Here is a 22783-nt window from a genome sequence, read left to right as displayed (position 1 = left end):
AACGGTAACACTGTAAAAGGGAGCATAGCGATGAGCACGTCAGACGAGACCAATAAAGCGGCATCGGTCGGCAAATGCCCGTTCCACCAGGGCGGCGTCGATCACAGCGCGGGGGCAGGTACAGGCAGCCGCGACTGGTGGCCAAAACAACTCCGCATCGATCTTCTTAATCAACATTCCAATCGTTCGAACCCGCTGGGTGAAGACTTCGACTACCGCAAAGAATTCAGCAAACTTGATTACTCCGCCCTTAAAGGCGACCTCAAAGCCCTTTTAACCGACTCTCAACCGTGGTGGCCTGCCGACTGGGGCAGCTATGCGGGCCTGTTTATCCGTATGGCCTGGCACGGCGCGGGGACCTATCGCTCCGTTGACGGGCGCGGTGGCGCAGGCCGCGGTCAACAGCGCTTTGCGCCGCTGAACTCCTGGCCGGATAACGTGAGCCTGGATAAGGCGCGCCGTCTGCTGTGGCCCATCAAGCAAAAATACGGCCAAAAAATTTCCTGGGCTGACCTGTTTATCCTCGCGGGTAACGTGGCGCTGGAGAACTCCGGCTTCCGTACCTTTGGTTTCGGTGCCGGGCGTGAAGACGTCTGGGAACCAGACCTGGACGTGAACTGGGGAGATGAAAAAGCCTGGCTAACCCACCGTGACCCGGAGGCGCTGGCGAAGCGACCGCTGGCCGCCACCGAAATGGGCCTGATTTATGTGAACCCGGAAGGGCCAAACGCCAGCGGTGAACCTCTGTCTGCTGCGGCTGCCATTCGTGCCACCTTCGGCAACATGGGGATGAACGACGAAGAGACCGTTGCGCTGATCGCGGGCGGCCACACCCTTGGCAAAACCCACGGCGCGGGTGAAGCCACGCACGTCGGCACCGACCCGGAAGCCTCGCCGATTGAAGCGCAGGGCCTGGGCTGGGCCAGCACGCACGGCACGGGAATTGGCGCAGATGCCATTACCTCCGGTCTGGAAGTCATCTGGTCGCAAACCCCGACCCAGTGGAGCAACTACTTCTTCGAAAACCTGTTCAAATACGAATGGGTGCAGACCCGCAGCCCGGCGGGGGCGATTCAGTTTGAAGCCGTGGATGCGCCGGAAATCATGCCCGATCCGTTCGACCCGTCGAAAAAACGCAAACCTACCATGCTGGTCACCGACCTGACGCTGCGTTTTGATCCGGAATTCGAGAAAATTTCCCGCCGCTTCCTGAACGATCCGCAGGCCTTCAACGAAGCCTTCGCGCGCGCGTGGTACAAGCTGACCCACCGCGATATGGGGCCAAAATCGCGTTACCTTGGCCCGGAAGTGCCGAAAGAAGATCTGATCTGGCAGGACCCGCTGCCGCAGGCGGTCTTCAATCCGTCGAAAGAAGACATTGAAAGCCTGAAGGCGGAAATCGCTGCCTCTGGCCTCTCCGTGAGCGAACTGATTTCCGTTGCCTGGGCGTCAGCGTCGACCTTCCGCGGCGGCGACAAGCGCGGCGGCGCCAACGGCGCGCGTCTGGCGCTGGCCCCTCAGCGCGACTGGGATGTGAACGCCGCAGCGGTTCGCGCGTTGCCGGCTTTGGAAGCTATCCAGCGCACCACCAACAAAGCCTCTCTGGCCGATATCATCGTGCTGGCGGGCGTCGTGGGCGTTGAGCAGGCGGCGAAAGCGGCAGGCGTTTACGTCAACGTTCCGTTTACGCCAGGGCGCGTGGATGCACGTCAGGATCAGACGGATATCGAGATGTTTAACCTGCTCGAACCGATTGCCGACGGCTTCCGCAACTACCGTGCGCAGGTGGATGTGTCCACCACTGAGTCGCTGCTGATCGACAAAGCCCAGCAGCTGACGCTGACCGCGCCTGAGCTGACGGTGCTGATCGGTGGCCTGCGCGTGCTGGGTGCAAACTTTGATGGCAGCAAGAATGGCGTGTTTACCGACCGCGAGGGCGTGCTGAGCAACGATTTCTTCGTGAATCTGCTGGACATGAACACCCAGTGGAAGGCAACCGACGAATCTAATGAACTGTTTGCCGGAAGCGATCGCGCCAGCGGTGAAGTGAAATACACCGCCACCCGCGCCGATCTGGTCTTCGGTTCTAACGCCGTCCTGCGCGCGCTGGCAGAGGTTTATGCCAGCAGCGATGCCAGCGAGAAGTTCGTCCGCGACTTCGTTGCCGCATGGGCGAAGGTGATGGATCTGGACCGGTTTGACCTGCAGTAACCGTTGTGCCGGGGGGCGCTAAGGCTTACCCGGCCTAGGGCAAAAAAATCCCCGCTGATGCGGGGATTTTTATTCACGCTATTTACTCCCACTCCTGCAGGAACCGCTGCCCATACTGGTCGGCCACCAGCAGCGCCGCATATACCTGATCCGGCGTTACGCCGCCGGGCATGTTGTGGATAGTTTCCCCTTCGGCACAGGAGGCTTCCGCGATCAAACGCATTTTGGCCGGAATATCCTCTTTGATATTTAGCTGTGCCAGCGTGATCGGCAGCCCAACGCTGTGACAAAGCGCGGCGACGGTCTCTATTTCTTCTACCGGCGCGTTTTCCAGCACCAGCTGCGTGAGCGTGCCAAACGCCACTTTTTCACCGTGATAGAAGTGGTGCGCGTCCGGTACCGCCGTCATTCCGTTATGAATAGCGTGTGCCGCCGCCAGCCCGCCGCTTTCAAAGCCTACGCCGCTGAGATAGGTGTTGGCTTCGATAATGCGTTCCAGCGCCGGTGTAACCACATGCTGTTCCGCGGCCAGCATGGCTTTTTCACCCTCTTCAACCAGCGTGTTGTAGCACAGCTCGGCCAGCGCGAGTGCAGCCTGCGTACATTTGCCGCCCGCCATGGTGGTTGCGCCGCTGCGCGAGCAGGCGCGTGCTTCAAACCAGGTTGCCAGCGCATCGCCAATCCCGGCGGCCAGCAGGCGTGCCGGCGCGCCCGCGACCACTTTGGTATCGACGATTACCATGTTCGGGTTGTGCGGCAGCATCAGGTAGCGATCGAACTCACCGCTGTCGGTGTAAATGACCGAAAGGGCGCTGCACGGCGCATCGGTGGAGGCGATTGTCGGGGCAATAGCGACCGGCACGTCCATAAAATGGGCCAGCGCTTTGGCGGTATCGAGCGTTTTACCACCGCCGATACCCAGCACCGCCAGGCAGTCGGCGCTGTCTGCCAGCTTTTTCAGCCGATCGATTTCATTTTGTGAACATTCGCCGCCAAACGGCGCGATTTCGGCGTGCAGTTCGGCTTTTTTAAAACTCTGACGCAGGGTCTCTTCGGCAAAACCCAGCACAAATTTATCGCCGACGACCAGCCAGCGATTGGCCAGGGGTTTCAGATAGTCGCCGAGACGGGTAAGCACATCAGCGCCCTGGATATATTTTCCCGGCGATTGAATGATACGGTCCATAACAGTTCTCCCTTAGAGGTTGAGGTTACCAAACGCGTTTTTCCAGTCCTGCTCGAACTTCTCTATGGCTGACTCTACCGCTGGCGTGCCGAGCATTTGTTGCGCTACGTCTAAGGGAAGCGTGATTGCCTCGCATCCCGCCAGCAGGCAGTCCAGCGCCTGCCGCGGCGTTTTGAAGCTGGCGGCCAACACTTTGCTTTCCGGCGCGTGCAGTTCCAGCAGGGATTGCAGCTCCTGGACCATGCGAATGCCGTCACCGCCCTGCGCGTCAACGCGGTTTACGTACGGCGCCACATATTTCGCGCCTGCCAGCGCGGCGAGCAGGCCCTGTGCCGCGCTGTAAACGGCGGTCCCCAGCGTGGTAACCCCCTCTTTTTTCAATGCCTTAATCGCGATGAGCCCCTGAGCCGTCACCGGGATTTTCACCACGATGCCCGGGACGGCGTTACTCAGACGTTTGGCCTCCGCCACCATCCCTTCGGCATCGCGGCTCATGGTTTGAGCAAACAGCGTGCCTTCCGGCCCGATGGCTTTTTGCAGACGCGGCAGCACGTCCCAGATGGATTCACGGCTGGCGGCAACGATGCTCGGATTGGTAGTGACGCCCGCAATGGGGAAGACCCGCGCCAGGCGTTCAACTTCCGCCACGTTGGCGGTATCCAGGTACAGTTCCATTATTTTTCCTTAAGTCAGAAAGGTTGAACAAAGGATAAGGCGCGGGCGAGCAGGGCGGATACAGGCCAATTTTGCCAAATACTGGACAAATGTAATGTCCTTAGCGAAGTGCGAGAGCGATCACAATGCTATTTTTTGGCGGTCAGCTCGCTGTGATACTGGCGACGATATTCGGAAGGAGAGCGTTCGGTGTGCTTGCGAAAGAGACGGCAGAAGTAATTGCTGTCTGTAAACCCACAGCGTGCGGCGATATCTTTGATTTTAAGATCGTAGCCTTTGAGCAGCTGGCGCGCGTGTTCGAGTCGCGTTTGCGTCAGGTATTCGTTGAACCCCACGTTGCCAATCTTCTGAAAGAGGTGGGAAAGGTAGTTCGGCGAGACGTAGAACGCCTGCGCGACGGATTCACGGGTTAACGCCGAAGCGTGATGTTCTTCGATGAATCGGCGAATAGCCTCAAACAGGGCGCGGCTGCGGCTGGCGGTGTGGATATCGCTGCCAAGCAGATCCCGGCAGTGGCTGAGCAAGCTTAATACCACCAGTATCGCGGTCTCTTGCTCATCCGGCTGCATCTGTAATTCGGTTAGCGTCTCCAGAAGAAAAGCACCCGTTCGCGGACCGCGGCGGGCAACCTGGAGCTGCTGCACAAGCGTATTGTCATGCTGTAACTCGATAGTCAGCAGCTGCTTACCGAAATGCATGCTCAGGGCGTTAGACGATGGATGCGTTAAGTGTCCAAAGGATGAAAATATCGCCTCACAGGGGGCATCAAGGGTAATGACGAGGCAGGGAGATGTTCGGGAATGCTGTTCAGACAGCGCTGAGAAATGAATCTGGCCCAGCGGTAGCGTACGGTTTACCAGGTCTGCCAGGATTCGGGTGATATCGGAATGCATGAGAAGACTACCGAAATGTGCCGGGTGGCGCTAACGCTTACCCGGCCTACCAGTCACAGGTCCGGGCAAGCGCGGCGCCGCCGGGCATAGAGTATTAGCCGGTGTTACGCATTCCCGCAGCAACGCCCGCAATCGTCACCATCAGCGCCTGTTCAACGCGCGGATCCGGCTCTTTACCTTCTTCTTCCGCCAGACGCGAACGGTGCAGCAGCTCTGCCTGCAGGACGTTCAGCGGGTCGGTGTAGATGTTACGCAGCTGAATAGACTCGGCAATCCACGGCAGGTCCGCCATCAGATGTGAGTCGTTGGCGATGTCCAGTACCACTTTGATGTCGCCTTCCAGCAGTTCGCGCAGCTCTTTACCCAGCGCCCACAGCTCTGGTTTCACCAGACGCTGGTCGTAGTATTCCGCCAGCCACAGGTCAGCTTTCGAGAAGACCATCTCCAGCATGCCCAGACGGGTAGAGAAGAACGGCCAGTCGCGGCACATGGTTTCCAGTTCGTTCTGTTTACCGTCTTCCACCACTTTTTGCAGCGCGGCACCGGCACCCAGCCAGGCGGGCAGCATCAAACGGTTCTGCGTCCAGGCGAAGATCCACGGTATCGCGCGCAGAGACTCTACGCCACCGGTCGGGCGACGCTTCGCAGGACGTGAGCCCAGCGGCAGTTTACCCAGCTCCTGCTCAGGCGTGGCCGAGCGGAAGTAAGGAACGAAATCTTTGTTTTCACGCACGTAGCCGCGGTACAGATCGCAGGAGATATCAGACAGTTCGTCCATGATATGGCACCAGGATGCTTTCGGCTCCGGCGGCGGCAGCAGGTTTGCTTCCAGGATCGCGCTGGTGTAGAGCGACAGGCTGCTGATGGTCACTTCCGGCAGACCGTACTTGAAGCGGATCATCTCGCCCTGCTCGGTGACGCGCAGGCCGCCTTTCAGGCTTCCCGGCGGCTGTGAAAGCAGCGCTGCGTGTGCAGGTGCGCCGCCACGGCCAATCGAGCCACCGCGTCCGTGGAACAGGGTCAGCTCAATACCGGCTTTCTCGCAGGTTTTGATCAGTGCGTCCTGCGCCTGATACTGCGCCCAGGATGCCGCCATCACGCCCGCATCTTTCGCGGAGTCGGAATAGCCAATCATCACCATCTGTTTGCCCTGAATAAAGCCGCGGTACCAGTCGATATTCAGCAGCTGGGTCATGACGTCGTTGGCGTTGTTCAGGTCGTCGAGGGTCTCAAACAGCGGGGCGACCGGCAGAGCGTAGTCGATTCCCGCTTCTTTCAGCAGAAGGTGAACGCCCAGCACGTCGGACGGGGTCTTCGCCATGGAGATCACATAGGCGGCCACCGATCCTTTCGGTGCGTCCACGATCGCTTTACAGGTGTTGAGCACTTCGCGGGTTTCGTTGCTTGGCTCCCAGTTGCGCGGCAGCAGAGGGCGCTTCGAGTTCAGCTCGCGGATCAGGAAGGCCTGTTTGTCGGCTTCGGACCAGCTTTCATAGTCGCCGATGCCGAGATAGCGGGTCAGTTCGCCCAGCGCTTCGGTATGACGGGTACTTTCCTGACGTACGTCGATACGCACCAGCGGCACGCCGAAACACTTCACGCGGCGCAGGGTGTCGAGCAGTTCGCCGTTAGCGATGATGCCCATCCCGCAGGCCTGCAGTGATTTATAACAGGCATACAGCGGCTCCCAGAGCTGTTCGTTCTGGCTGAGCAGACCTTCTGGTTTTGGCAGGCGCTGACCTTTCAGACGCGCTTCCAGCCAGGCCTGAGTGGCCATCAGCTGACCACGCAGTTTCTTCATCAGGAAACGGTACGGCTCGCTGGCGCCTTCTTCTCCGGCCAGCGCGCGCAGTTCCGGCGTCGCTTCAACCATCGACAGCTCGGAGATCAGCACCTGAATGTCTTTCAGGAACAGGTCGGTCGCTTTCCAGCGGCTCAGCAGCAGGACGTGACGGGTAATTTCCGCGGTCACGTTCGGGTTGCCGTCGCGGTCGCCGCCCATCCAGGAGGTGAAGCGGACCGGAACGAAGTCGACCGGCAGGCGGTAGCCGAGGTTCTCTTCCAGCTGTTCGTTCAGCTCGCGCAGATAGTTAGGCACCCCTTCCCACAGGCTGTTTTCCACCACTGCAAAGCCCCATTTGGCTTCGTCGACCGGGCTTGGGCGATGCTTACGAATTTCATCGGTGTGCCAGGACTGGGCAATCAGCTGGCGCAGACGGCGCATCAGCTGGTTACGTTCGTAGTCGGCAATATCTTTATTATCCAACTGCTTCAGACAGTTGTTCACTTCCACCATTTTGTGGATCAGGGTGCGACGGGTAATTTCAGTGGGGTGTGCGGTCAGCACCAGCTCCAGCGAAAGCGACTCCACCGCTTTTTTGATGGTGGCTTCGTTGAGGTCTGGCTGGTCTTTCAGTTTACGCAGGGTGCGGGCAATGACTTCCGGGTTGCTTGCCGCTTCGCCGTTTGGCGAAATGCTGTGGTATTGCTCAGCGGTGTTAGCCAGGTTCAGGAACTGGCTGAATGCGCGTGCAACGGGCAGCAGCTCATCGTTAGAGAGGTTCTGCAAGGTGGTGAGCAGCTCCTGACGACTGGCCTCGTTACCGGCACGGGAAGATTTAGACAGCTTGCGGATGGTTTCAACGCGGTCGAGGATGTTCTCCCCCAACGCGTCTTTGATGGTATCTCCAAGCACTTTGCCGAGCATACTGACATTACTACGCAACGCGGAATATTGTTCGTTCATAAAAACCCAGTCACCCCATCATTTTTGTTTATGCCCAGGCGAAAATCATCTGGACATTATTTTGTCATCTCCCTTTATAAAGCCACGTAAAACCCCCGTCGTCAATTGCTGCGAAAACGGTTCAGCAAACGAATAAATGCGGGCAATTTACGAAATTTAATTCGCATTGCGTCAGATAAGAGATGCTTATGGGAATGTGACGGAGATCATGCGATTTGTTGGCCTCACCCTGACCCTCTCCCACTGGGAGAGGGGACTCTTCGGTGCGGTTTTAATGCCAGCAGAAGTGATGCACAACCTGGGTAATCAGTTCGCGGGTTGGCTTGATGAAGCGGGTTTCCAGATATTCATCAGGCTGGTGGGCCTGGTTGATGGAGCCGGGGCCCAGGACCAGCGTAGGGCAAAGCGTCTGAATAAACGGCGCTTCGGTGCAGTAGTTCACCACGTCGGTTTTCTCACCGAGCAGCTTTTCCACCACCTCAACCAGCTGATGATCCGGCGGGCATTCGTAACCCGGGATCGGCGGATGCAGTTCGGAGACCGTCAGGCGGCCCGGCCAGCGCTCGCTCACCGGAGCCAGCGCTTCATTCAGCAGGCCGTCGAGATCGCTCAGCGTCATGCCCGGCAGCGGGCGGATGTCCATATGCAGTTCGCAGCAGGCGCAGATGCGGTTGGAGGCATCGCCGCCGTGCAGGCTGCCGAGGTTAAGCGTCGGATACGGCACGGTGAACGCCTCATAGTGATAGCGTTCTTTCAGATCGTCGCGCAGGGTCATGATGCGGCCGATGGCGTCATGCATCAGCTCGATGGCGTTCACGCCGCGCGCCGGATCGCTGGAGTGGCCGGACTGGCCCAGCACGCGCACGGCGGTAGAAATATGGCCTTTGTGCGCGCGAATCGGCTGCAGAGACGTCGGCTCGCCGATGATCGCGCAATCCGGGCGAATCGACGTATTTTCAGAGAAGTAGCGTGCGCCCGCCATGCTGGTTTCTTCGTCGGCGGTCGCCAGAATGTAGAGCGGTTTTTTCAGCTTCGTCACGTCCACGTCACGCAGCGCGTCGAGGATAAAGGCGAAGAAGCCTTTCATGTCGGCGGTGCCCAGACCATAGAGCTTGTTGTCGTGCTCGGTCAGGGTGAACGGATCGCGCGTCCAGCGGCCATCGTCAAACGGCACGGTGTCGGTATGGCCGGCCAGCAGCAGGCCGCCCGCACCGGTTCCGGTGCTGGCGAGCAGGTTAAATTTGTGGCGTGTTCCGGGAACGGGCTGAACCTCAACGTTAAACCCAAGATCGCTAAACCAACCCGCCAGCAGATTGATTAAAGACTCATTGCTCTGATCCAGCGCTTCTTCCGTTGCGCTGATGGACGGAGTGGCAATCAGGGCGCGGTAGATCTCGATAAATGGCGGTAAGTTCATTTTCATTGTTGACACACCTTAGGTCGTGATAGTATCAATATTCATGCAATAAATGTGAATAAAAATACATTAACGTTGAGCATAAAGGAACCCGATGTTGAATACGCTGATTGTAGGCGCTAGCGGTTATGCGGGCGCAGAGCTTGTAAGCTACGTGAATCGCCATCCACATATGACCATAACCGCTTTGACCGTGTCAGCGCAAAGCAATGATGCAGGAAAGTTAATTTCCGATTTGCATCCGCAGCTTAAGGGTCTTGTCGATCTGCCGCTGCAGCCCATGTCTGACATCAGCGAGTTTACCGACGGCGTCGACGTGGTGTTTTTAGCCACCGCGCACGAGGTCAGCCACGACCTGGCGCCGCAGTTCCTGGCGGCTGGCTGCGTGGTCTTTGACCTTTCCGGCGCGTTCCGCGTGAACGACGGTGCGTTTTACGAAAAATATTACGGTTTCACCCATCAGCATCCGGATCTGCTGGAAAAAGCGGTGTACGGACTGGCGGAGTGGAGCGCAGATAAACTGAAAGAAGCGGACCTGATTGCCGTTCCGGGCTGCTACCCGACGGCGGCGCAGCTTTCCCTGAAGCCGCTGATCGACGCAGGCCTGCTGGATCTGAGCCAGTGGCCGGTGATCAACGCCACCAGCGGCGTGAGCGGTGCAGGACGCAAGGCTGCTATCTCCAACAGCTTCTGCGAAGTGAGCCTTCAGCCGTATGGCGTGTTTAATCACCGTCATCACCCTGAAATCACGACGCATCTGGGCGCGGACGTCATTTTCACCCCGCATCTGGGCAGCTTCCCGCGTGGGATCCTCGAAACCATTACCTGCCGCCTGAAACCGGGCGTGACCAAAGAGCAGGTGAACGAGGCCTTCACGCAGGCGTATGCGGATAAACCGCTGGTGCGCCTGTACGATAAAGGCGTGCCGGCGCTGAAAAACGTGGTCGGCCTGCCGTTCTGCGACATCGGCTTTGCCGTGCAGGGCGAGCATCTCATCGTTGTCGCCGCAGAAGATAACTTACTCAAAGGCGCTGCCGCACAGGCAATGCAGTGTGCAAATATTCGTTTCGGTTTCCCGGAAACGCAGGCTCTTATTTAAGGTGTGATGATGAACCCATTAATTATCAAACTCGGTGGTGTACTGCTGGACAGCGAAGAAGCGCTGGAGCGTCTGTTTACCGCGCTGGTGAACTATCGCGAATCACACCAGCGTCCGCTGGTGATTGTGCACGGCGGCGGCTGCGTGGTGGATGAGCTGATGAAAGGGCTCAACCTGCCGGTGAAAAAGAAGAACGGCCTGCGCGTCACGCCTGCTGACCAGATTGACATCATTACCGGTGCGCTGGCGGGTACGGCGAACAAAACGCTGCTGGCGTGGGCGAAGAAACACCACATCGCGTCCGTCGGCCTCTATCTGGGCGATGGCGATAGCGTAAAAGTGACCCAGCTCGACGAAGAGCTCGGCCACGTTGGACTGGCGCAGCCGGGTTCGCCTAAGCTGATTAACACGCTGCTGGAAGGAGGTTTCCTGCCGGTGGTGAGCTCTATCGGCGTGACCGAAGAGGGCGAGCTGATGAACGTCAACGCTGACCAGGCGGCGACGGCACTGGCGGCAACGCTGGGTGCGGATCTGATCCTGCTCTCCGACGTGAGCGGCATTCTGGACGGCAAAGGCCAGCGCATTGCGGAAATGACGGCTGAGAAAGCCGAGCAGCTGATTGCCCAGGGCATTATTACCGACGGCATGATTGTTAAAGTGAACGCCGCGCTGGATGCCGCACGCACGCTGGGCCGCCCGGTGGATATCGCCTCCTGGCGTCACGCGGAACAACTGCCGGCGCTGTTTAACGGCACGCCGATTGGCACGCGTATTCTGGCGTAATCGATTTAATGTTTTGTAGGCCCGGTAAGCGCAGCGCCACCGGGCAATGAAATTCAAAGATATTTAAGGAAGCATGTTATGGCACTTTGGGGTGGGCGTTTTACACAGGCAGCGGATCAGCGGTTCAAACAGTTCAACGACTCTTTGCGCTTCGACTACCGCCTGGCCGAACAGGATATTGTCGGCTCTGTGGCCTGGTCCAGGGCGCTGGTGACGGTGGGCGTACTGACCGTAGATGAACAATTACAGCTGGAAGAAGCGCTGAACAACCTGCTGGAAGAGGTGCGTCTTAACCCGCAGCAGATCCTCGAAAGCGATGCTGAAGATATTCACAGCTGGGTGGAAGGCAAACTTATCGACAAAGTCGGCCAGCTGGGTAAAAAGCTGCATACCGGCCGCAGCCGTAACGACCAGGTCGCCACCGATCTGAAGCTGTGGTGCAAAGATACCGTTGGCGAACTGCTGACGGCTAACCGTCAGCTGCAGAGCGCGCTGGTGGAGACCGCGCAGAACAACCAGGACGCGGTGATGCCGGGTTATACCCACCTGCAGCGCGCGCAGCCGGTGACCTTCGCGCACTGGTGTCTGGCCTACGTCGAGATGCTGGCGCGTGACGAAAGCCGTCTGCAGGATACCCTGAAGCGTCTGGACGTCAGCCCGCTGGGCAGCGGCGCGCTGGCCGGTACGGCGTATGAAATCGACCGTGATCAGCTGGCAGGCTGGCTGGGCTTTGCTTCCGCCACCCGTAACAGCCTGGACAGCGTGTCCGACCGCGACCACGTGCTGGAGCTGCTCTCCAATGCGTCTATCGGGATGGTGCACCTGTCGCGCTTTGCCGAAGACCTGATCTTCTTTAACTCTGGCGAAGCGGGCTTCGTCGAGCTGTCCGACCGCGTGACCTCAGGCTCCTCCCTGATGCCGCAGAAGAAAAACCCGGACGCGCTGGAGCTGATCCGCGGCAAGTGTGGTCGCGTGCAGGGCGCGCTGACCGGCATGATGATGACCCTGAAAGGGCTGCCGCTGGCGTATAACAAAGACATGCAGGAAGACAAAGAAGGGCTGTTCGACGCGCTCGACACCTGGCTGGACTGTCTGCATATGGGCGCCCTGGTGCTGGACGGCATTCAGGTGAAACGTCCGCGCTGCCAGGAAGCGGCGCAGCAGGGCTATGCGAACTCTACCGAACTGGCGGATTATCTGGTGGCGAAAGGCGTACCTTTCCGTGAAGCGCACCACATTGTGGGTGAAGCGGTGGTGGAAGCCATTCGTCAGGGTAAACCACTGGAAGATCTGGCGCTGGCAGACCTGCAGAAGTTCAGCGCGGTTATCGGGGATGATGTGTATCCGATCCTTGCGCTGCAGTCTTGTCTGGATAAACGTGCCGCGAAAGGCGGCGTGTCGCCGAAGCAGGTGGCGCAGGCGATAGCGGATGCGAAAAACCGGTTGGTTTGATTTGGTTTGAACAGTGCGGGCTGGTGCCCTCACCCCGGCCCTCTCCCACGGGGAGAGGGAGCAAACACTAAAAATGGCAACTTCGGTTGCCATTTTGCTTTTATCCCCGGGCTCTTTTACGCAAAAAAAAAGCGGACCACGGGGTCCGCAAAAGTTCACGTTGGCTTTAGTTGTTCGAGTTTTGAGAGAAACTCGCTGACGGTGCGGGGACGTCAAGGGTCAAACACGTGCCGCCTCGTCTATGTGGTGTATTATTCAACAGAATGCTTGATAGGGATAATCGTTCGTTGCTATGCTATCTATCGCCATGAACTATCGTGGCGACGGAGGATGAATAATGAATATTCGTGATCTTGAATACCTGGTAGCGTTAGCCGAGCATCGTCACTTTCGCCGCGCGGCAGATTCCTGCCACGTCAGCCAGCCCACGCTGAGCGGTCAGATCCGCAAGCTGGAAGACGAGCTGGGCGTGATGCTGCTGGAGCGCACCAGTCGTAAGGTTCTGTTCACACAGGCAGGTCTGCTGCTGGTGGATCAGGCGCGCACCGTGCTGCGCGAGGTCAAAGTGCTCAAGGAAATGGCAAGCCAGCAGGGGGAGGCGATGTCCGGCCCGCTGCATATCGGCCTGATCCCAACCGTTGGCCCGTACCTGTTGCCGCACATCATTCCGATGCTGCACCAGACGTTCCCGAAACTCGAAATGTACCTGCATGAAGCGCAAACCCATCAGCTGCTGGCGCAGTTAGACAGCGGCAAGCTCGACTGCGCCATTCTGGCGCTGGTGAAAGAGAGTGAAGCCTTTATTGAAGTGCCGCTGTTCGATGAGCCGATGATGCTGGCGATCTATGAAGATCACCCGTGGGCGAACCGCGATCGCGTACCGATGGCCGATCTGGCCGGTGAAAAGCTGCTGATGCTGGAAGATGGCCATTGCCTTCGCGATCAGGCGATGGGCTTCTGCTTCGAAGCGGGTGCGGATGAGGATACCCATTTCCGCGCAACCAGCCTGGAAACGCTGCGTAATATGGTCGCGGCGGGAAGCGGTATTACGCTGCTGCCTGCGCTGGCCGTGCCGCGCGAGCGTAAGCGTGATGGCGTGGTTTATCTGCCGTGCATTAAGCCGGAGCCGCGTCGCACTATCGGCCTGGTGTATCGTCCGGGTTCACCGCTGCGCAGCCGCTATGAGCAGCTGGCAGAGGCCATCCGTGGTTCGATGGATGGCCATTTCGACAGCGCGTTAAAACAGGCGGTTTAAGCCGTTCAGCGCAGCTACCCGATAGGCTTCCGCCATGGTCGGGTAGTTAAAGGTGGTGTTAACGAAGTACTCAATGGTGTTACCACCGCCTTTCTGCTCCATTATCGCCTGGCCGATATGAATGATTTCCGCCGCGCGTTCACCAAAGCAGTGAATGCCGAGGATCTCTTTCGTTTCGCGATGGAACAGGATCTTCAGCGTTCCCACGCTCATCCCCACGATTTGCGCCCGCGCCAGATGTTTAAACTGTGCGCGACCCACCTCGTAAGGCACCTTCATTGACGTCAGCTGCTGCTCGGTTTTGCCGACTGAACTGATTTCCGGGATGGTATAGATCCCCGTCGGAATATCTTCGATCAGGTGCGCCGTCGCTTCGCCTTTTACCAGCGCCTGTGCGGCGATGCGTCCCTGGTCGTAAGCGGCTGAGGCCAGGCTTGGGTAGCCAATCACGTCGCCGACCGCGTAAACGTGCGGCAGGGCGGTCTGATACATGCTGTTGACCTTCAGCTGACCGCGGCTGTCGGTTTCAAGCCCGATATTTTCCAGCTGCAGTGAATCGGTGTTGCCGGTACGACCGTTGGCGTACAGCAGACAGTCTGCTTTCAGCTTCTTACCGGACTTCAGGTGCATGATCACCCCGTCGTCGCAGCCTTCGATCTTCTCGTACTCTTCGTTGTGGCGAATCACCACGCCGCTGTTCCAGAAGTGGTAGGAGAGAGAGTCCGACATCTCCTGATCGAGGAACGCCAGCAGGCGGTCACGGGTGTTGATCAGGTCAACTTTGACGTCCATTCCGCGGAAGATCGACGCATATTCGCAACCAATGACCCCTGCGCCATAGATAATGACGTGGCGAGGCTCATGGTGCAGGCTCAGAATCGAGTCGCTGTCGTAAACGCGCGGGTGCGAGAAGTCCACGTCGGCCGGATGGTAAGGGCGTGAGCCGCAGGCGATCACAAATTTTTCAGCCGTGATGGTTTCAACCGAACCGTCGTGGCATTCGAGTGCCAGGGTGTGTTCATCCACAAAATGCGCGTTGCCCTGCAAAATTTCACAGTGGTTACGCTCATAAAATCCCTGACGCATGCGTGTCTGCTGGTTAATAACGGTATCCGCATGATTCAGTATGTCAGCAAAGGATGAACGAAGAAGTCGGGAGTGGTCGCTGTAAAGAGGGTTCTGGTTAAATTCGATAATGCGGCTAACGGCGTGGCGGAGGGCTTTCGAAGGGATGGTGCCCCAGTGGGTGCAACCGCCGCCGACATTATGGTAGCGCTCGATGACCGCTACTCTGGCTCCCTGTTTCACCAGACCCATAGCAGCACCTTCGCCGCCGGGGCCGGAACCAATAACTATTGCGTCGTAATCGTAGGAATGTGGCATGGTAAGGCTTACCTGTTCTTATACATAAAAGCAACAGAATCATAACATCATTGCCAGAGTAACCCAATTATCGTTGTGCTTTTTTCGGGCAGTGGAGCACAAACCGCACGTAAACAATCATTCACAAAGCCAGGCAAACAGATTAATTTTATTCTCTGGTATAGTGCCATCAGGCCTTTGGAAGGATTCAACTATCGTGATGGGCGTAAGAGCACAACAAAAAGAGAAAACCCGGCGTTCGCTGGTGGAAGCCGCATTCAGTCAACTGAGTGCTGAGCGGAGTTTTGCCAGTTTGAGCCTGCGCGAAGTCGCACGCGAGGCCGGGATTGCGCCAACGTCCTTCTATCGTCATTTCCGTGATGTGGATGAACTGGGCCTGACCATGGTCGACGAGAGCGGTCTGATGCTGCGCCAGCTGATGCGCCAGGCGCGTCAGCGTATCGCCAAAGGGGGCAGCGTGATCCGCACCTCCGTATCGACCTTTATGGAATTTATCGGCAATAACCCCAACGCGTTTCGTCTGCTTCTGCGCGAGCGTTCGGGCACATCGGCGGCGTTTCGTGCCGCCGTCGCGCGTGAAATTCAGCACTTCATCGCGGAACTTGCCGACTATCTTGAACTCGAAAACCATATGCCGCGTGCGTTTACTGAAGCACAGGCCGAGGCGATGGTGACGATTGTTTTCAGCGCGGGTGCCGAAGCGCTGGATGTCAGCATTGAACAACGCAAGCAGCTCGAAGAGCGACTGGTATTGCAGCTCAGGATGATCTCCAAAGGCGCGTACTACTGGTATCGCCGTGAACAAGAGAAACTGGCACATCAAACCGAAGAGTGAAGGTGAGTAATGAAACAGTCAGGTCAGGATAAAGGGACGCTGTTGCTGGCATTGATCGCTGGCTTATCCATTAATGGTACGTTTGCCGCTATTTTTAGCTCAATTGTTCCATTTTCGATTTTCCCGCTTATTGCGCTGGTGCTGACGGTTTACTGCCTGCATCAACGTTACCTGAACCGCACCATGCCGGTGGGGTTACCGGGGCTGGCCGCTGCCTGCTTTATTCTGGGCGTATTGCTGTATAGCACGGTGGTTCGCGCGGAGTATCCGGATATCGGCTCTAACTTCTTCCCTGCGGTACTGTCTGTGGCGCTGGTGTTCTGGATTGGCTCGCGCATGCGTAGCCGTAAGAGCCAGTTACCGGAGTAATGAATTTATTTGTAGGGCAGGTAAGCGAAGCGCCACCTGCCAAAAACGCCGGATGGCGCTACGCTTATCCGGCCTACAGATCACCGTGCGGTAAGTAAAACGCCGCACTCCATATGGTGCGTATACGGGAACTGATCGAACAGCGCCAGACGTTCAATCTTGTGCGTCTGGCCTAATGTTTCGAGGTTCTTGCACAGCGTCTCCGGGTTGCAGGAGATGTACAAAATACGCGGGTACGCCTGCACCATCTTCTCGGTTTCGCTGTCCAGGCCACTGCGCGGCGGGTCGACAAAAATCGTCTCACACTGGTAGCTTTTCAAATCGATCCCTTCCAGGCGGTTAAACTGGCGAACGCCGTTCATGGCCTGCGTGAACTCTTCCGCGGCCATACGAATGATCTGCACGTTATCGATATGGTTAGCGGCAATGTTGTACTGCGCGGCAGCCACCGACGGCTTGGCGATTTCCGTTGCCAGAACGCGATCGAAATTACGCGCCAGCGCCAGCGAGAAGTTGCCGTTACCGCAGTAGAGCTCAAGCAGATCGCCCGTTGACCCTTCCGTCGCCTTCAGCGCCCACTCCAGCATCTGCACGTTCATCGCAGCGTTTGGCTGGGTAAAGCTGTTCTCGACCTGACGATACACCATCTCTTTACCTGCCACCGGCAGGCGCTCGTCGATGTAGTCCTGATCCAGCATGATTTTGGTTTTTGTCGCGCGGCCAATCAGGTGAACGTTGATGTTCTGCGCGCGCAGCGCATCGCGCAGCGCTTCTGCCTGCTCGCGCCACTCGTCATTGAGCGCTTTGTGGTACAGCAGGGAGACAATCGCCTGATTGCTTTGCGTGGTCAGGTAGTCAATCTGGAACAGCTTGTTACGCAGTACCGGATTGTTGCGCACGCCGTCCATTATCAGCGTCATCAATTGGTTAATGAGCTCGCTCGCCGCCGGAAAGCTGTCCACGCGAATACGGGATTTCGTCTGCTGATCGAAAATGATGTGGTACAGGTCGTCGCCGTCGTGCCAGATGCGGAATTCGGCGCGCATGCGGTAGTGGCTGACGGGAGAGCGGAACACCTCGGGAACGGGCGCGTTGAAAGGCGTCATCATACTTTGCAGGCGGACGACTTTCTCTGCCAGCTGCGCGTCGTACTGTTCTGTCGGGAGGTGTTCTGGGGTCATGATGCGTCCTGAGTGATAAAGAATTACGCGGGGATTGTAGGCATTGTTCAGGGGATGTCCAGATTTAATGGGCAATAGCTGTCTGGACATCCATACGTGTCTAATTGTAGCATTCTGTTTCCGGTCTCCTGAGAGTGAAAAGGGAATCCAGTGTAAATCTGGAGCTGACGCGCAGCGGTAAAGTCTGGCGGGATGAGTGTTGTAGACACTGTGAAAATGGGAAGTCTTCATCCTTATATAGCCACCTAGCCCGAAGACCTGCCGGGATCACGTCGCATTTGGTTTCATCATCGCGTGCTATCGATGAGGCCTGCGGCATCCTTCTTATATTGTGGATGCTTTAACAATGATTAAAAAAGTATCGCTGTTGACGGCGTTGTCCGTCACGGCATTTTCGGGCTGGGCGCAGGATAGCGCCGACTCGTTGGTGGTGACGGCAAATCGTTTCGAACAACCTGAAAAAACTATTCTGGCTGCAACCTCCGTTGTTACGCGTGCCGATATTGACCGTTGGCAATCAACCTCAGTCCTTGATGTTATGCGTCGCCTGCCCGGCGTGGATACGGCGCAAAATGGCGGGATGGGGCAACTCTCTTCTCTCTTTATACGTGGCACCAACTCCAGCCATGTCCTGATCCTTGTTGATGGGATCCGCCTTAACCAGGCGGGCGTTACGGGGTCGTCCGATCTCAGCCAGTTCCCGATCTCCCTGGTGCAGCGTATCGAATATGTTCGTGGACCGCGTTCGGCGGTATACGGCTCGGACGCGATTGGCGGAGTCGTAAACATTATTACCACTCGCGCGAAGGACGGTACCACGCTGAATGCAGGTGTAGGGTCGCATGGTTACCAGAATTATGGCGGCAGTACTCAGCAAACATTGGGCGACAGCACGCGCGTCACGCTTGCGGGTGATTACACCTATACCAAAGGGTTTGATGTGGTTGCGGACGGCAACAATGGTGGCCTTGCCCAGACCGATCGCGACGGCTTTATGAATAAAACGCTCTATAGTGCACTGGATCACGCATTCTCGGAGCAGTGGAGCGGATTTGTTCGCGGCTTTGGCTACAGCAACCGTACTGCCTACGACGGTTACTACAGTTCATTTACCCCTGACGTACTGGTCGATACCCGCCAGCTCTATAGTCAGACCTGGGATGCAGGATTGCGCTTCAACGATGACATCTTCCATTCACAGCTGCTCACCAGCTATAGTCACAGCAAGGACTATAACTACGACCCAAATTTGGGCCGCTACGATTTGACAGCCACACTGGATGAAATCAAGCAGTACAACGTCCAGTGGCTGAACTCCGTTGATGTTGGCCATGGAAACATTGGCGCGGGCGTTGACTGGCAGAAGCAGAGCACCGAGCCGGGTACAAACTACGTGACCAACGGCTACGACCTGCGTAACACCGGCGTTTACCTGACCGGGTTGCAGCAGTTTGGTGACTTCACTCTGGAAGGAGCGGTTCGCAGCGATGACAACTCTCAGTTCGGTCGCCATGGCACCTGGCAAAGTAGTGCGGCCTGGGAGTTCGTGGAGGGTTACCGCTTCGTTGCTTCTTATGGTACGGCCTATAAAGCACCGAATCTGGGTCAACTCTATGGTTTCTATGGCAATGACCATCTTGATCCCGAAGAGAGCAAGCAGTGGGAAGGTGCGTTTGAAGGCCTGACGGCCGGCGTGAGCTGGCGCGTCTCCGGCTACCGTAATGACGTCGATAATCTCATCGACTTCGATAATAACCTTCAGCAATATTACAACGTCGGTAAAGCGCGCATTAAAGGTGTGGAAGCGACAGCATCGTTTGATACGGGTCCGTTGACGCATACTGTAGGCTACGATTATGTGGATGCCCGCAATGCCGCAACCAACGAACTTCTGGACCGTCGTGCTAAACAGCAGGTGAAATATCAGCTCGACACGCAGATCTATGATTTCGACTGGAGCCTGACTTATCACTATCTCGGTACGCGTTACGACACTGACTTTGGTGCTTATCCGTCTGAGAAAGTAAAAATGGGCGGTGTCAGCCTGTGGGATGTCGCAGTTTCGTATCCTGTCACCTCACATCTCACAGTTCGTGGTAAAATAGCCAACCTGTTCGATAAAGATTACGAGACAGTTTATGGCTACCAAACTGCAGGACGGGAATACACCTTGTCTGGCAGCTACACCTTCTAATCCGCGTCCCACCGTGCTGGTGTTTGATTCCGGCGTCGGTGGGCTTTCGGTCTATGATGAGATTCGGCATCTCCTGCCGGATCTCCATTACATCTACGCCTTCGATAACGTCGCTTTCCCGTATGGGGAAAAGAGCGAAGATTTTATTGTTGAGCGTGTGGTTGAAATCGTCACCGCGGTACAAAAGCGCTATCCCCTTGCGCTGGCCGTCATCGCCTGTAATACGGCGAGCACCGTTTCTCTTCCCGCCCTGCGTGAAAAATTCCAGTTCCCGGTTGTGGGCGTCGTTCCTGCAATAAAGCCAGCCGCGCGCCTGACGGCGAACGGCATTGTGGGTCTGCTGGCAACGCGAGGCACGGTAAAGCGTCCTTATACCCGCGAACTGATCGACCGTTTTGCCAACGAATGCCAGATTGCGATGCTGGGTTCGGCTGAGCTGGTGGAGATGGCTGAAGCGAAGCTGCATGGAAAGGCGGTATCACTCGACGAGCTGCGTCGTATTCTCCGTCCGTGGCTGCGCATGCCTGAACCCCCGGATACCGTTGTGCTGGGCTGCACCCACTTCCCGCTATTACAGGAAGAGCTATTAGAGGTATTGCCGGAGGGGACGCGCCTGGTGGATTCCGGTGCGGCTATCGCTCGTCGTACGGCCTGGCTGCTGGAACATGAAGCGCCGGATGCGAAATCTACCGATGCGAATATCGCGTTTTGTATGGCCATCACGAAAGAGACTGAGCAACTTTTACCCGTTTTACGCCGTTATGGCTTTGAAACGCTCGAAAAACTGGCGCTGTAGCACGGTTTTGAGCAAAAAAGAGACGGTTGAAAGTTTTTTTTAAAAGAGGGGTTGTCAACGTCTGAGAACTCCCTATAATGCGCCTCCACTGACACGGAACAACGGCTTACAGGCCGCCGGGTTAGCGGGGTTCAGAGATGAACGCCGGCAGAGAAAAGCAAAAATAATCGCTTGACTCTGAATGAGGAAAACGTAATATACGGGACCTCGCAACGGTGAGCTTAACGCCGCGTTGCAACTGCTCTTTAACAATTTATCAGACAATCTGTGTGGGCACTCAAAGTGACATGGATTCTTAACGTCGCAAGACGAAAAATGAATACCAAGTCTCTGAGTGAACATACGTAATTCATTACGAAGTTTAATTCACGAGCATCAAACTTAAATTGAAGAGTTTGATCATGGCTCAGATTGAACGCTGGCGGCAGGCCTAACACATGCAAGTCGAGCGGTAGCACAGAGAGCTTGCTCTCGGGTGACGAGCGGCGGACGGGTGAGTAATGTCTGGGAAACTGCCTGATGGAGGGGGATAACTACTGGAAACGGTAGCTAATACCGCATAACGTCGCAAGACCAAAGAGGGGGACCTTCGGGCCTCTTGCCATCAGATGTGCCCAGATGGGATTAGCTAGTAGGTGGGGTAACGGCTCACCTAGGCGACGATCCCTAGCTGGTCTGAGAGGATGACCAGCCACACTGGAACTGAGACACGGTCCAGACTCCTACGGGAGGCAGCAGTGGGGAATATTGCACAATGGGCGCAAGCCTGATGCAGCCATGCCGCGTGTATGAAGAAGGCCTTCGGGTTGTAAAGTACTTTCAGCGGGGAGGAAGGCGATAAGGCTAATAACCTTGTCGATTGACGTTACCCGCAGAAGAAGCACCGGCTAACTCCGTGCCAGCAGCCGCGGTAATACGGAGGGTGCAAGCGTTAATCGGAATTACTGGGCGTAAAGCGCACGCAGGCGGTCTGTCAAGTCGGATGTGAAATCCCCGGGCTCAACCTGGGAACTGCATTCGAAACTGGCAGGCTAGAGTCTTGTAGAGGGGGGTAGAATTCCAGGTGTAGCGGTGAAATGCGTAGAGATCTGGAGGAATACCGGTGGCGAAGGCGGCCCCCTGGACAAAGACTGACGCTCAGGTGCGAAAGCGTGGGGAGCAAACAGGATTAGATACCCTGGTAGTCCACGCCGTAAACGATGTCGACTTGGAGGTTGTGCCCTTGAGGCGTGGCTTCCGGAGCTAACGCGTTAAGTCGACCGCCTGGGGAGTACGGCCGCAAGGTTAAAACTCAAATGAATTGACGGGGGCCCGCACAAGCGGTGGAGCATGTGGTTTAATTCGATGCAACGCGAAGAACCTTACCTACTCTTGACATCCAGAGAACTTTCCAGAGATGGATTGGTGCCTTCGGGAACTCTGAGACAGGTGCTGCATGGCTGTCGTCAGCTCGTGTTGTGAAATGTTGGGTTAAGTCCCGCAACGAGCGCAACCCTTATCCTTTGTTGCCAGCGGTTAGGCCGGGAACTCAAAGGAGACTGCCAGTGATAAACTGGAGGAAGGTGGGGATGACGTCAAGTCATCATGGCCCTTACGAGTAGGGCTACACACGTGCTACAATGGCGCATACAAAGAGAAGCGACCTCGCGAGAGCAAGCGGACCTCATAAAGTGCGTCGTAGTCCGGATTGGAGTCTGCAACTCGACTCCATGAAGTCGGAATCGCTAGTAATCGTAGATCAGAATGCTACGGTGAATACGTTCCCGGGCCTTGTACACACCGCCCGTCACACCATGGGAGTGGGTTGCAAAAGAAGTAGGTAGCTTAACCTTCGGGAGGGCGCTTACCACTTTGTGATTCATGACTGGGGTGAAGTCGTAACAAGGTAACCGTAGGGGAACCTGCGGTTGGATCACCTCCTTACCTTAAAGAACCTGCCTTTGTAGTGCTCACACAGATTGTCTGATGAAAAAACAGCAGTAAAAATCTCTGCAGGCTTGTAGCTCAGGTGGTTAGAGCGCACCCCTGATAAGGGTGAGGTCGGTGGTTCAAGTCCACTCAGGCCTACCAGACTCCTTTTAAAGGATGAGCGGTACAGAGATTGCAAACGATGGGGCTATAGCTCAGCTGGGAGAGCGCCTGCTTTGCACGCAGGAGGTCTGCGGTTCGATCCCGCATAGCTCCACCATCTTTTACTGCGAACACAAGAAAACTTCAGAGTGAACCTGAAAAGGTGCACTGCGAAGTTTTGCTCTTTAAAAATCTGGATCAAGCTGAAAATTGAAACGACACATCTTTAATGGTGTGT

16 protein-coding genes, 2 tRNA genes, 1 rRNA gene and 1 riboswitch are annotated in these 22783 nt (G+C 56.6%); of the genes, 12 read left to right on the top strand and 7 right to left on the bottom strand.

Annotated elements, in window-relative coordinates:
* The first annotated feature begins 30 nt into the window (after positions 1-30).
* The gene (katG, locus tag NWV12_RS21455; RefSeq protein ID WP_033146930.1) at positions 31-2211 is read left to right on the top strand and encodes a catalase/peroxidase HPI; all 2181 of its coding nucleotides are present in this window, start codon (positions 31-33) and stop codon (positions 2209-2211) included.
* 82 nt (positions 2212-2293) lie between these two features.
* Here the strand turns inward: katG and NWV12_RS21450 are convergent, their stop codons facing one another.
* The 5 genes from NWV12_RS21450 to argE form a co-directional block, all read right to left on the bottom strand.
* The gene (locus NWV12_RS21450) at positions 2294-3397 is read right to left on the bottom strand and encodes a glycerol dehydrogenase (RefSeq protein WP_008501794.1); all 1104 of its coding nucleotides are present in this window, start codon (positions 3395-3397) and stop codon (positions 2294-2296) included.
* Between the two features lie 12 nt (positions 3398-3409).
* Positions 3410-4072: a fructose-6-phosphate aldolase gene (fsa, locus tag NWV12_RS21445; RefSeq protein ID WP_048978885.1), complete on the bottom strand. Its 663-nt coding sequence runs from the start codon at positions 4070-4072 to the stop codon at positions 3410-3412.
* Positions 4073-4200: 128 nt separating this feature from the next.
* Positions 4201-4965, bottom strand: a complete 765-nt coding sequence (locus NWV12_RS21440) for an AraC family transcriptional regulator (protein WP_048978886.1) — start codon at positions 4963-4965, stop codon at positions 4201-4203.
* A gap of 94 nt (positions 4966-5059) precedes the next feature.
* Positions 5060-7711 carry a phosphoenolpyruvate carboxylase gene (gene ppc / locus NWV12_RS21435; protein WP_023309665.1) on the bottom strand — a complete coding sequence of 884 codons (2652 nt, stop codon included), beginning with the start codon at positions 7709-7711 and terminating at the stop codon, positions 5060-5062.
* 271 nt (positions 7712-7982) lie between these two features.
* Complete coding sequence (gene argE, locus NWV12_RS21430; RefSeq protein WP_008501790.1) at positions 7983-9134, bottom strand: acetylornithine deacetylase; 1152 nt, start codon at positions 9132-9134, stop codon at positions 7983-7985.
* Between the two features lie 88 nt (positions 9135-9222).
* Here argE and argC point away from each other — a divergent pair, with 88 nt between their 5' ends.
* The 4 genes from argC to oxyR all read left to right on the top strand — a co-directional run bounded on the left by argC (position 9223) and on the right by oxyR (position 13717).
* Positions 9223-10227, top strand: coding sequence for an N-acetyl-gamma-glutamyl-phosphate reductase (gene argC / locus NWV12_RS21425; RefSeq protein ID WP_032662767.1), 1005 nt, complete (start codon positions 9223-9225; stop codon positions 10225-10227).
* Between the two features lie 6 nt (positions 10228-10233).
* On the top strand, positions 10234-11010 hold the full coding sequence (argB, locus tag NWV12_RS21420; protein ID WP_090420882.1) for an acetylglutamate kinase: 777 nt from the start codon (positions 10234-10236) through the stop codon (positions 11008-11010).
* Positions 11011-11088: 78 nt separating this feature from the next.
* Positions 11089-12462: an argininosuccinate lyase gene (gene argH, locus NWV12_RS21415; protein WP_101744698.1), complete on the top strand. Its 1374-nt coding sequence runs from the start codon at positions 11089-11091 to the stop codon at positions 12460-12462.
* A 337-nt stretch (positions 12463-12799) separates the two neighbouring features.
* A complete protein-coding gene (gene oxyR / locus NWV12_RS21410; RefSeq protein WP_023309664.1) occupies positions 12800-13717 on the top strand; it encodes a DNA-binding transcriptional regulator OxyR in 918 nt (305 codons plus the stop codon).
* Here the strand turns inward: oxyR and sthA are convergent.
* Positions 13700-15100 (bottom strand): Si-specific NAD(P)(+) transhydrogenase, encoded by a 1401-nt coding sequence (gene sthA, locus NWV12_RS21405; protein WP_008501785.1) that lies wholly within the window; start codon positions 15098-15100, stop codon positions 13700-13702. The genes oxyR and sthA overlap by 18 nt on opposite strands.
* A gap of 196 nt (positions 15101-15296) precedes the next feature.
* On the opposite strand from sthA, the gene fabR reads away from it, so the two are divergent.
* The gene (gene fabR / locus NWV12_RS21400; RefSeq protein WP_008501784.1) at positions 15297-15935 is read left to right on the top strand and encodes an HTH-type transcriptional repressor FabR; all 639 of its coding nucleotides are present in this window, start codon (positions 15297-15299) and stop codon (positions 15933-15935) included.
* Between the two features lie 9 nt (positions 15936-15944).
* Entirely contained in the window at positions 15945-16304 is a 360-nt protein-coding gene (locus NWV12_RS21395) for a YijD family membrane protein (RefSeq protein WP_008501783.1), read from the top strand.
* An 80-nt stretch (positions 16305-16384) separates the two neighbouring features.
* Here the strand turns inward: NWV12_RS21395 and trmA are convergent, their stop codons facing one another.
* Positions 16385-17485 carry a tRNA (uridine(54)-C5)-methyltransferase TrmA gene (gene trmA / locus NWV12_RS21390; protein ID WP_048978888.1) on the bottom strand — a complete coding sequence of 367 codons (1101 nt, stop codon included), beginning with the start codon at positions 17483-17485 and terminating at the stop codon, positions 16385-16387.
* Positions 17486-17589: 104 nt separating this feature from the next.
* A riboswitch (cobalamin riboswitch) is annotated at positions 17590-17766 on the top strand.
* A 65-nt stretch (positions 17767-17831) separates the two neighbouring features.
* On the opposite strand from trmA, the gene btuB reads away from it, so the two are divergent.
* The 5 genes from btuB to NWV12_RS21365 all read left to right on the top strand — a co-directional run bounded on the left by btuB (position 17832) and on the right by NWV12_RS21365 (position 22663).
* Positions 17832-19679 (top strand): TonB-dependent vitamin B12 receptor BtuB, encoded by a 1848-nt coding sequence (gene btuB / locus NWV12_RS21385; protein ID WP_048978889.1) that lies wholly within the window; start codon positions 17832-17834, stop codon positions 19677-19679.
* Positions 19624-20475: a glutamate racemase gene (gene murI / locus NWV12_RS21380; protein ID WP_023309660.1), complete on the top strand. Its 852-nt coding sequence runs from the start codon at positions 19624-19626 to the stop codon at positions 20473-20475. Before btuB ends, murI begins: the two co-directional genes overlap by 56 nt.
* Positions 20476-20858: 383 nt before the next feature.
* Positions 20859-22398: ribosomal RNA gene (locus NWV12_RS21375) — 16S ribosomal RNA — on the top strand.
* A gap of 70 nt (positions 22399-22468) precedes the next feature.
* Positions 22469-22545 (top strand) — tRNA-Ile (locus NWV12_RS21370).
* A gap of 42 nt (positions 22546-22587) precedes the next feature.
* Positions 22588-22663: transfer RNA gene (locus tag NWV12_RS21365), tRNA-Ala, on the top strand.
* The last annotated feature ends 120 nt before the right edge of the window (positions 22664-22783 follow it).

The sequence above is a fragment of the Enterobacter sp. Crenshaw genome (genome assembly GCF_024734705.1).
In the GTDB taxonomy this organism is placed as follows: domain Bacteria; phylum Pseudomonadota; class Gammaproteobacteria; order Enterobacterales; family Enterobacteriaceae; genus Enterobacter; species Enterobacter asburiae_B.
The sequence above is the reverse complement of the archived record's forward strand: the minus strand, read 5'-3'. Positions and strand labels throughout refer to the sequence as shown.

Bases quoted from the DNA above. Each gene is read 5' to 3' on its own strand.
- argE (WP_008501790.1), bottom strand. From the start codon at position 9,134: ATGAAAATGAACTTACCGCCATTTATCGAGATCTACCGCGCCCTGATT.
- sthA (WP_008501785.1), bottom strand. From the start codon at position 15,100: ATGCCACATTCCTACGATTACGACGCAATAGTTATTGGTTCCGGCCCC.
- ppc (WP_023309665.1), bottom strand. From the start codon at position 7,711: ATGAACGAACAATATTCCGCGTTGCGTAGTAATGTCAGTATGCTCGGC.
- katG (WP_033146930.1), top strand. From the start codon at position 31: ATGAGCACGTCAGACGAGACCAATAAAGCGGCATCGGTCGGCAAATGC.
- NWV12_RS21395 (WP_008501783.1), top strand. From the start codon at position 15,945: ATGAAACAGTCAGGTCAGGATAAAGGGACGCTGTTGCTGGCATTGATC.
- oxyR (WP_023309664.1), top strand. From the start codon at position 12,800: ATGAATATTCGTGATCTTGAATACCTGGTAGCGTTAGCCGAGCATCGT.
- fsa (WP_048978885.1), bottom strand. From the start codon at position 4,072: ATGGAACTGTACCTGGATACCGCCAACGTGGCGGAAGTTGAACGCCTG.
- argH (WP_101744698.1), top strand. From the start codon at position 11,089: ATGGCACTTTGGGGTGGGCGTTTTACACAGGCAGCGGATCAGCGGTTC.
- trmA (WP_048978888.1), bottom strand. From the start codon at position 17,485: ATGACCCCAGAACACCTCCCGACAGAACAGTACGACGCGCAGCTGGCA.
- argC (WP_032662767.1), top strand. From the start codon at position 9,223: ATGTTGAATACGCTGATTGTAGGCGCTAGCGGTTATGCGGGCGCAGAG.
- NWV12_RS21440 (WP_048978886.1), bottom strand. From the start codon at position 4,965: ATGCATTCCGATATCACCCGAATCCTGGCAGACCTGGTAAACCGTACG.
- NWV12_RS21450 (WP_008501794.1), bottom strand. From the start codon at position 3,397: ATGGACCGTATCATTCAATCGCCGGGAAAATATATCCAGGGCGCTGAT.
- argB (WP_090420882.1), top strand. From the start codon at position 10,234: ATGATGAACCCATTAATTATCAAACTCGGTGGTGTACTGCTGGACAGC.
- btuB (WP_048978889.1), top strand. From the start codon at position 17,832: ATGATTAAAAAAGTATCGCTGTTGACGGCGTTGTCCGTCACGGCATTT.
- murI (WP_023309660.1), top strand. From the start codon at position 19,624: ATGGCTACCAAACTGCAGGACGGGAATACACCTTGTCTGGCAGCTACA.